Raw genomic sequence first — 9,414 nt, forward strand, 5'->3', positions numbered from 1 at the left:
CTGGTGCTGTTTGCCGACTACACACACTCGCTCGAAGGCCGCGGCATGAGCGTGGCATTTGACCTGAGCGACCCGAAAGTGATCGTCGGTCTCTTCATTGGCGGCCTGATCCCCTATCTGTTCGGCGCCATGGCAATGGAAGCCGTGGGTCGTGCTGCGGGCTCGGTGGTGGTTGAAGTCCGGCGGCAGTTCGAGGACGGCCTGATCATGGCCGGCAAGCGCAAGCCCGACTACAGCGCTGCGGTCGACATGCTGACCACTGCCGCGATCAAGGAGATGATCATCCCGTCCCTGCTGCCGGTGATCGTACCGGTGGTGGTGGGCTTGGTGTTAGGCCCTGCGGCCTTGGGTGGCTTGCTGATGGGCACCATCGTGACCGGCCTGTTTGTGGCGATCTCGATGTGCACCGGCGGCGGCGCCTGGGATAACGCCAAAAAGTACATCGAAGACGGTAACCACGGCGGCAAGGGCAGTGAGGCGCACAAGGCCGCCGTCACGGGCGACACCGTCGGCGACCCTTACAAGGACACCGCCGGCCCGGCCGTCAACCCCTTGATCAAGATCATCAATATCGTGGCACTGTTGATCGTGCCCTTATTGCCGATGCAACACTCCACTGCGACGGCGCAACATGCACCCGCTGCAGCGGCAGCTTCGGCCGAACTCAGCGGCACGGCAGCATCTGCGCCTATGAAGGCGGCCTCACAGCCTTGATTGCGGCAACATAAAGGCTTAGCTCTGGATAAAACAGCCCGCTTGCGGGCTGTTTTTACTTTAAGACCAGCGCCGGGCGCGCCACAATAGTGCCCAGGAATAGGGACTCTCAATCTGTCATGACGAACACAGCGATCTCACGGCACGGCTTGGAGCGGCGGCGTTCGCAATTGAGCGATCTGCGCCGCTACTGTGCGGATCAAGAGCAAGAATTCGAAGCCCTGCGCGCGCGCGTGCAAGGCTTTGTAAGCCGTTATGTCGACGCATTGGGCGAGTCCTACCTGGAGCTGGATGCGCTGGAGTCGCAACTGCACAGTGCCACCCATGGTCTGGCCGAAGCGTTGCGCAGCAGCGGCATTGATGCCCGCTCGCCACTGGCCCCGCAAGCAACTGCCTTGCCGGTATTGCCGCGATTACCCCCAGGTACTGCGCTGCCAGCCGAACCACAGAGCGGCTTGGTCGAGCTGGCCCCGCCGACACTGAAAACGCTGTACCGCCGCGCCGCCATGCGCTTGCATCCCGACTTTGCTGCCACCGAGATCGACCGCAGCGCCCGCGAGCAAAGCATGATGCTGGTCAACCAAGCTTACTCAGCCTCTAACCGTGCGCAGTTGGAAGTCTTGCTGCTGGCGGCCGGCGAAGATCCGGTACGCGTCAGCGGCAGCAACGCGGACGCGCTGCGCAATTGGCTGGACCGCTGCGAACGGCTGGTGCAGGGCCGCTTGCGGGTGGTGCAAGCGCATATGGCGCTGCTGACCGTACATCCGATGCACCGGCTTTGGCTGGCCATCGCGCAGGCCGAAGTCAAAGGGCTGGACCCCTTGAGCGTGATGGCGAATCGCCTACGCAGCCAGATCGGCGAGCGCCGCCAAGAGCTCTATATCGGCCAGCGCCTGTTGCCGCAATCGAACTTGGCGCAGGCGTTTTTGCACCGGCGTATCGAACGCATGGGGGCGGCGGCCAGCACCAACTGACTGGCCTCAAGACTTGGCGTTGAGTGCGACCCAGGCCAGCAACTGATTCAAAACCTCATCACTGGCTTCACTGAAGGCGCGCACGGCGCCGGCAGCGTCGGCGCTGCGGCTGGGTTTTACCAGCTCAAAGGTCTGCACCGCACCAGGCCCCTCACCCAAGCGCGCCCGCAGGCTGACTCTGACTTCCGACTGCGTGGTCGAGTTGAAGCGCTGCTCAAACTCGACCAGCTCCAGGCGCAGCGGCAAGGGCTTGCTGGCCCCGCTGCGCGCTCCCAAGGCCAGCTTTTGCCGCAGCCGTTCAGTCAATAGCGCGGCCGGCGGCGCGGCCCAACGGCTGTCGCGGTAAAACTGGGCCTGGAACTCATTCTGGTAGACCAAGCGGTAGGCCATGCCCGACGTGGCTAACCATGGCGGCGCAATCATTTCGCTCAATTGCAAATCAGGCAAGACCTGGGTTGCCGAGCTGGAGAGCGGCCCCAAGTCGAACACGACCGGCGCCGCCGCCTTATTGCCGCCCACAGCGCAGGCACTCAACACACAGGCCGCTGCGCTCGCCAACAGCAGGGTTTTCAAAATTGCACGCCTCATTTGCTCGCCTTTCTGGCCGTGTCATCGAAGCCCAGCTCGCCCGGCCCGGCTGGCACCGGCAATGGTCCGAACAGAAAACTTTGCGGCTGCTCACCGATCTGGTTGACTGTGCGCTCGACCGCGCGGCCGCTTTGACTCCAAACGTCGACCAGCGACTGGCTGCGCGGCCCTCGATTGGCGCCGACCAAGGCCATATCCAGGCGCTGCGCCGTCAACTGCACCTGCGCCGAGGCCTGCCCGATCCGGTCAAGTAACTCGGCACGCTGACGCAGCTCTTGGGCCAACACGGTCGACTCCGCCGCCAAGCCGTCAACGCGCTGCAGCGTGGCACTGGCAGCGGCCATCAAATGCTGCGTCTGCGCCGCCAGCGGAGGCAACGCCGCAGCGGTCGGCGTCAAGGCCTTGCTCAAGGCCGCGACTTGGCTCGCCGCCTCACCAAATTGGCCCAAGCTGCGGCTGAAGGCCTGCTGATTGGCGTCGCCCAGCAAGGTATTGACCCGCACTGCGGCCTCGCTGACGCGCTCCAGCAGCTGCGGCCCGGCGCTGCTGAGGCGGTCCAGCATCGAGGCTTGCAGCTCAATCGGCGCAGCGCCCGCCACCAGCAACGGCGACGCCTGAGTACCGTCTGGCTCGGACAGATCGATATAGCTCAGGCCCGTGATGCCTTGATAGGCCAGGCGGGCCACCGTCGCCTGCGTCAAGGGCGCCGTCTTGGCAACCCGGATGCCGATCAAAATTCGCTGACTGTCATCCTTGTCAAAACCAATCGCCTCGACCTTGCCGACCAAGACGCCCCGCAGCTTGACCGGCGCCTTCAGGTTCAAGCCCGACACACCACTGCGCGAGACGATGGTGAAGTCGACTTTTTCGCCCTGCTCGCCCTGAAACCAGGCCACCACCAAGGCCAACACGCCGCCCAGAAAAAGGATGAAGATGCCGGTGGCCAGGGCGTGTGCACGGTTTTCCATTTTTCCTGGTGCTCCTTTGATGCGGTTCAGCCCGCGTCGGTCAGCGGCGCCTGGCGCAAGCTGTTGCGGTAACTTTGAATGTAGTCGTCATTGCACTCGCTCGCGTGTCCCAAAAAGAAGTCCTGTATGAAGGGCTGCGGCTGCTTGGCCACCTCGCTCAAAGGGCCGATCCCGACCAGCCGTCGGTCGGCCAACGCCGCCACCCGGTCGGCCAGCGCAAACAAGGTATCCACATCATGCGTGACCATCACCACGGTCAGGCTCATTTCACTGCGCAGGTCTTCGATCAAGCGCACGAACCGTTTGCTGCTGGCGGGGTCCAGGCCGGCGGTCGGCTCATCCAAGAACAGCAACTCCGGGTCGAGAATCAGCGCCCGCGCCAGCGCCACCCGCTTGACCATGCCGCCCGACAACTCGGCCGGCTTCTTCAAGGCGTCGGCCGGGCTCAAGCCCACCTGGCTGAGTTTGAGCAGCACCAATTCGGTGATCAGGCGCTTGGGGATGTCTTTCAATTCGCGCAGCGGCAAGGCGATGTTGTCAAACACGGTCAGCGCAGAAAACAGCGCCCCCTGCTGGAACAGCATGCCCCAGCGGTTGCGCACCTGAGCCAAATCCGCCGCGCCGCAATTGCCGAGTTGATGGCCAAAGATGCTGACGGTGCCGGCCGTTGGCCGCTGCAGGCCCAGCATCAAACGCAGCAAGGTGGTCTTGCCGCTGCCCGAGCCGCCGATGATGGCCAACACCTCGCCGGCAAATACCTTCAGGCTGAGGCCGCGGTGGATCACCGCACGGCCCAGCACGGTCGTCACCTTGTCCACTTCGATCAGCGTCGCCATCTAAATGCCGACTCCCTGAAAAATGATCGCAAAAGCCGCATCAGCAATGATGACGGCGGTGATCGAGCTAACCACCGAACTGGTCGTACCCACGGCCAGACTCTCGCTATTGGGCTTGATGCGCAGGCCGAAATAGCAGGCCACGAACGCAATCAACAGGCCGAACACATGGGCCTTGCCCAGACCCAACCACAGATTGGCCTCGGGCACCGCCGCCGGTAGGCCGTGCAGGAACTGCACATAGTCCAGCCCCAGCGTCGCACGCGCGGCCACCATGCCGCCGGCCAGCACCATGCAACTCGTCCACAAGGCCACCAAAGGCATCGCCAGCCCGAGCGCAAAAACCTTCGGCAAGACCAAGCGGATCGTGTGCGAGATCCCCATCACCGAGAGTGCGTCAAGTTCCTGCGTTACGCGCATCACGCCGAGTTGCGCCGTCATCGCCGAGCCGCTGCGCCCGGCCACCAAAATCGCCGCCAGCAAAGGGCCCAACTCGCGCCAGACGCTCAAGCCGAGGATGTTGATGACGTAGATGTCGGCGCCGAACAAGCGCAGCTGACGCGAGGTCAAATAGGACAGCGTGACGCCGACCAGAAAGCCCACCAGCGCGGTGATGCCCAGCGCCTGCGCGCCGGTGCGGTAGATATTGACCGAGATGTCCCGCCAGGCGATCAGGCCGGGATGCTTGAGTAAATGCCAGCAGTCCAGCGCTAACTGCCCCAGCAAGCGGGTGCCACCGACCAAGTGCTCGGCCATCAACATCAAATCACCCCCAAAGGCGACCACACCGGCCGGCACACGGCCGCGCTTGGCGGCCGGCAACTTGGGCAAGACCAGTTTTGCAAAGATGGCTTGATGCTCGGGCAGCCACGCGATCGCGTCAGGCAAGCGCCGACCCCAGGCATCCCAGAGCGTCATCGCGCCGGCATTGTCCAGGCGCTGCAACGCGCCAAGATCCCAGGCCACACCGGCCCGCCAAAGCGCGCCGGCCTGCGCACTCAAAGCCTCGAAGTGGCCACGCAAAGGCAGCAAACTCCAATCGCCCTCAAGCCGAGCCAGACCAGGGCCACCGTCAACGGCCAGATGCACGATCCGCGGCACCGCCGTCGGACTGTCTTGCTGCACTGATTCAGCCACCGCCATCGTGTCTGCGCTCGCATCGTAATTCGGTGCGCCAGCATAGCCCCGAACGCAGCGCTTCAAACCGCCTATTGCCAAGCTTCTTGAACCCGTTCAAGGAATTTTTCGGCGCTCTCTTTTAGGCTACAGCCCATCTGATGGCAAGAGCGAAGGAGTCCGTATGGGCAATGGAGTAGGTTTTACCAAACAGATGGCGCGCAATATTTTTTGGGGCGGGACGCTGTTCTTCGTTCTGATCTTTGCCGTCATCATTTTTGACACCGAGCAGCGCATCCCGGCGCGCTCGAATGCCCAGAACATCACGCCTGGCGTGATTGCGGGCAAAAAGATCTGGGAGACCCGCAACTGCATAGGCTGCCACACGCTGCTCGGCGAAGGTGCGTACTTCGCTCCCGAGCTGGGCAATGTCTACAAGCGCCGGGGCGGTGAGTTCATCAAAACCTGGATCAAGATTCAGCCCACCCACACCCCGGGGCGCCGGCAGATGCCGCAGTTCAATTTGAGCGAACAACAGTTGGACGATATGGTCGAGTTCCTGAAATGGACCGGCGAGATCAACACCGAAAACTGGCCACCGAATATCGAAGGCTGAGCGGAGCACCTTGATGACAAGCACAACACTCAAATACAAATCCCAGGCGGTCGCGAAGTACTACTTCATCGCCGCCCTGGCCCTGTTCACCGCACAAATCGTCTTCGGCCTCGGCCTCGGTCTGCAATATGTGATCGGGGACTTCTTGTTCCCCTACATCCCCTTCAACCAGGCCCGCATGGTGCACACGAATCTGCTGATCGTGTGGCTGCTGTTCGGTTTCATGGGTTCGGCCTATTACCTGGTGCCCGAAGAGGCGGAAACCGAGCTCTACAGCCCCAAACTGGCGCTGGCGCTGTTCTGGATCTTCCTGGTGGCCGGCGCGGTGACGATTATTGGCTACCTGGCCGTGCCCTATGCCAAGCTGGCCGAGCTGACCGGCAATGATCTGCTGCAGACGATGGGGCGTGAGTTCCTGGAACAACCGCTGCCGACCAAGCTCGGCATCGTCGTCGTGTGCCTGGGCTTTATGTTCAATATCTCGATGACGGTGTTGAAGGGCCGCAAGACCAGCATCTCCTTGGTGCTGCTGCTGGGCCTGTGGGGCCTGACCATTATGTTTTTGTTCAGCTTCGTCAACCCGCACAACCTGGTGCGCGACAAGATGTACTGGTGGTTCGTCGTTCACCTCTGGGTGGAAGGCACTTGGGAGCTGATCCTCGGCGCGCTGTTGGCTTTTGTCTTGATCAAGACCACCGGCGTTGACCGCGAGGTGATCGACAAATGGCTGTACGTGATCGTCGCCTTCGCGCTGATGACCGGCATCCTCGGCACCGGCCATCACTTCTACTTCATCGGCCTGCCCGGCTACTGGCATTGGGTCGGCAGCGTGTTCTCGGCGATGGAGCCGATCCCCTTCTTCATGATGACGGTGTTCGCCTTCAATATGGTGCAGCGCCGCCGCCGCGAGCACCCGAACCAGGCTGCCTTGCTGTGGGCCGTCGGCACCTCAGTGGTCGGTTTCCTGGGCGCCGGTCTGTGGGGCTTCATCCATACGCTGAGCGCGGTCAACTACTACACCCACGGCACACAGGTCACCGCCGCGCACGGCCATCTGGCCTTCTACGGCGCCTATGTGCTGGTGGTGCTGGCGATGATCAGCTATTCAATGCCGACGCTGCGCGGGCGCATCGCCAACAGCCAAAAGGCGCAGAACGCCGAGATGTGGAGCTTCTGGATCATGACCATCGGCATGGGCGTGATGGTGCTGGCCTTGACCGGTGCCGGCACTGTGCAGATCTGGTTGCAGCGCATGCCGACCGAGAACGCGATGGGTTTCATGGCCACCCAAGACCAGCTGCGCTTCTTCTACTGGACGCGCATGGCCGGCGGCGTGATGTTCCTGGCCGGCTTGATCACCTATCTGTGCAGCTTCTTCATTGGCGGCGAGCCGGTGGTTGAAAAAAGCAGCGTCGGCTCAGGCAATCTCAGCCAAGCCCTGCGCGGTGCCTGAGCGGAGCTGACGGTGGAAATGCACAGCGCTCAGCAACTTTGGGAGATTCGGCGGGAGATCCCTTTTTACGCGCCGCAGGGCGATGAATGCCGGCTTTTTGAGCATGCGCATGCCAGCGCCCTGCCCTTGCTGATCAAGGGCCCGACCGGCTGCGGCAAAACCCGTCTGGTCGAGCATATGGCGGCACGGCTGGGTCGCCCGCTGATCACCGTCAGTTGCCACGATGATCTGAGCGCGTCCGACCTGGTCGGGCGTTTTTTGATCAGCGGCGGCAATACCGAATGGTCGGACGGGCCGCTCACCCGCGCGGTGCGCCAAGGTGCGATCTGCTACCTGGACGAGGTGGTCGAGGCCCGACGCGACACCACCGTGGTGCTGCACCCGCTGGCCGATGACCGGCGCATGTTGGCGATTGAGCGCACCGGCGAACAGTTGCAGGCAGCCCCCGGTTTCATGCTGGTGATTTCCTACAACCCCGGCTATCAGAACCTGCTCAAGAGCCTCAAACCCAGCACGCGCCAGCGCTTTGTGGCGCTGTGCATGGACTACCCTAACGCACAAATAGAGCAGGCCATCATCGAGGCCGAGGCGCAGGTGCCGCCGGCCTTGGCGGCGCAATTGGTCAAGCTGGCCACGGCGCTGCGGCGCCTGACCGACCATGATCTGGAAGAAACCGTCAGCACCCGTTTGCTGGTGGTGGCGGCGCGCCTGGTGGGCTCGGGGCTGTCGCTGCGCCAAGCGGTGCAGGCGGCGATTGTGGATGCGCTGACCGACGACGCCGACACGGCGGCCGCCCTGAGCGAGCTGGTGCGGGCGGTGTGCGGTGAAGCCACTTAGCCAAGCCCAGCTTCAGCGCCTTAGGCGCGGCCTGCAGCTGGGCTTCTTCGCCCTCTTTGTGCTGGCGCCGGCGCTCAATCTGCTGCGCTTTGATCTGAACGAAGCGCAGCTCTGGTTTCTGGGGCAACGCTGGACCCTCGGCGTCGACGCGCTCAAAGCCGGCGAGGCCACGGCCGCGCAGACCGCCATCAATATCTTCACCCGTGCTTTTCTGCCGGCGCTGCTTTTGATCGCGGGTTTTTTGTTCATCGCCTGGCGCTATGGGCGGCTCTACTGCGGCTGGCTGTGCCCGCATTTCGCCGGGGTAGAGCTGCTCAACGATTTATTGCACCGTGCGATTGGCAAGTTCAGTCTGTGGGACCGGGTTCGCGTCAAGCGAGCCGGGCGCGAACCTAGCGCACGTTGGTGGCCCGTGTATGGGCTGTCCTGCCTGCTGATGGGCGCGCTGTGGGCCGTCACCCTACTCAGTTACTTGCTGCCACCGGCAGAGATTTGGCACAACTTGCTGAACGGCAGCTTGACGCCCAACCAGGCCCGCTTCCTCGGCATCGCCACGCTGATCTTCACGGCCGAATTCGCCTTCGCCCGCCATCTGTTTTGCCGCTTCGGCTGCGCCGTGGGGCTTTTTCAAAGTCTGGCTTGGATGGCCAACCCGAAGGGCATGGTGGTCGCCTTCGCGCGTGAAAATGCACGTGATTGCAGGTCCTGTGACGACCCCCGAGGCTCGGCCTGCGACAGCGTCTGCCCGATGCGCCTGCACCCGCGCAATATCAAACGGATGATGTTCTCCTGCGTGCAATGCGGTCAGTGCATTGAGGCCTGTGATGACTCCCAGGGCGCGCAAGGGCGCGGCCAATTGCTGGAATGGCGGGTCGGGCTGGACGCGGTGCGCGAAACCTTGCGGCAGAAGAAGCTCGATCAAGCCACAAAACACGACGGGCAACCCTGAGAGGCTGAGATGGAAGAGTGGATCGGCAAGGTCTGGCACCGCTTTGTCACGCGCGCCGCGGATCAGCAACATCTGGCCGCAGCGGTTCAGCTGGTGGATATGCGGCGCAGCATCGCCATGTTGTTCCGCGCTGCCGGCGGCAGCGCGGCGGTCAGGCTGGGCGAGGCCACCGCGACTCAAACGGGCGGGCCGCGCGGCTGGCTGCAAAAGCTCAGCGGCGAGGACGGCCGCGTCAAGCTGGCGCGGCTGGAGCCGGACGTGTTGTCGCTGCCGGCGCAGATCGCCGTCTTCAAAGAGCTCGAACTGAATCGCGACCTCTATTTGTGGCTGGCCGCGCTGTCGGCGGTCTATCTCAACAGCGGT

Annotated in this window: 10 protein-coding genes and 1 pseudogene; 7 read left to right on the forward strand and 4 right to left on the reverse strand. The window is 63.0% G+C overall.

All coding sequences use genetic code 11. From position 1 onward, the window contains the following. A partial coding sequence (locus tag RMO57_RS05965) for a sodium/proton-translocating pyrophosphatase (RefSeq protein ID WP_310385101.1) occupies positions 1-714 on the forward strand: 714 nt, incomplete at its 5' end. Positions 715-833: 119 nt separating this feature from the next. Further along, positions 834-1,688 (forward strand): J domain-containing protein, encoded by an 855-nt coding sequence (locus tag RMO57_RS05970; RefSeq protein ID WP_310385103.1) that lies wholly within the window; start codon positions 834-836, stop codon positions 1,686-1,688. 6 nt (positions 1,689-1,694) lie between these two features. Here the strand turns inward: RMO57_RS05970 and RMO57_RS05975 are convergent, their stop codons facing one another. From RMO57_RS05975 to RMO57_RS05990, 4 genes are read right to left on the reverse strand one after another with little or no spacing between them, the layout of a single operon-like run. Next, complete coding sequence (locus RMO57_RS05975) at positions 1,695-2,276, reverse strand: ABC-type transport auxiliary lipoprotein family protein (protein ID WP_310385105.1); 582 nt, start codon at positions 2,274-2,276, stop codon at positions 1,695-1,697. Beyond that, positions 2,273-3,244: an MlaD family protein gene (locus tag RMO57_RS05980; RefSeq protein WP_310385107.1), complete on the reverse strand. Its 972-nt coding sequence runs from the start codon at positions 3,242-3,244 to the stop codon at positions 2,273-2,275. Before RMO57_RS05980 ends, RMO57_RS05975 begins: the two co-directional genes overlap by 4 nt. Positions 3,245-3,270: 26 nt before the next feature. Then, positions 3,271-4,080, reverse strand: a complete 810-nt coding sequence (locus RMO57_RS05985; RefSeq protein ID WP_310385108.1) for an ABC transporter ATP-binding protein — start codon at positions 4,078-4,080, stop codon at positions 3,271-3,273. Then, entirely contained in the window at positions 4,081-5,205 is a 1,125-nt protein-coding gene (locus tag RMO57_RS05990; protein ID WP_310385109.1) for an ABC transporter permease, read from the reverse strand. Between the two features lie 175 nt (positions 5,206-5,380). Here RMO57_RS05990 and RMO57_RS05995 point away from each other — a divergent pair, with 175 nt between their 5' ends. The 5 genes and pseudogenes from RMO57_RS05995 to RMO57_RS06015 form a co-directional block, all read left to right on the forward strand. Beyond that, complete coding sequence (locus RMO57_RS05995) at positions 5,381-5,812, forward strand: c-type cytochrome (protein ID WP_310385110.1); 432 nt, start codon at positions 5,381-5,383, stop codon at positions 5,810-5,812. A gap of 13 nt (positions 5,813-5,825) precedes the next feature. Then, entirely contained in the window at positions 5,826-7,265 is a 1,440-nt protein-coding gene (locus RMO57_RS06000) for a cbb3-type cytochrome c oxidase subunit I (protein ID WP_310385112.1), read from the forward strand. Positions 7,266-7,283: 18 nt separating this feature from the next. Next, positions 7,284-8,102 carry a CbbQ/NirQ/NorQ/GpvN family protein gene (locus tag RMO57_RS06005; protein ID WP_310385115.1) on the forward strand — a complete coding sequence of 273 codons (819 nt, stop codon included), beginning with the start codon at positions 7,284-7,286 and terminating at the stop codon, positions 8,100-8,102. Then, positions 8,089-9,051, forward strand: coding sequence for a 4Fe-4S binding protein (locus RMO57_RS06010; RefSeq protein ID WP_310385114.1), 963 nt, complete (start codon positions 8,089-8,091; stop codon positions 9,049-9,051). The genes RMO57_RS06005 and RMO57_RS06010 overlap by 14 nt, the downstream gene beginning before the upstream one ends. Positions 9,052-9,060: 9 nt before the next feature. After that, a pseudogene (locus RMO57_RS06015) lies at positions 9,061-9,414 on the forward strand (VWA domain-containing protein); the annotation flags it as partial.

Source organism: Roseateles sp., assembly GCF_031397715.1.
GTDB lineage: Bacteria > Pseudomonadota > Gammaproteobacteria > Burkholderiales > Burkholderiaceae_C > Paucibacter_A.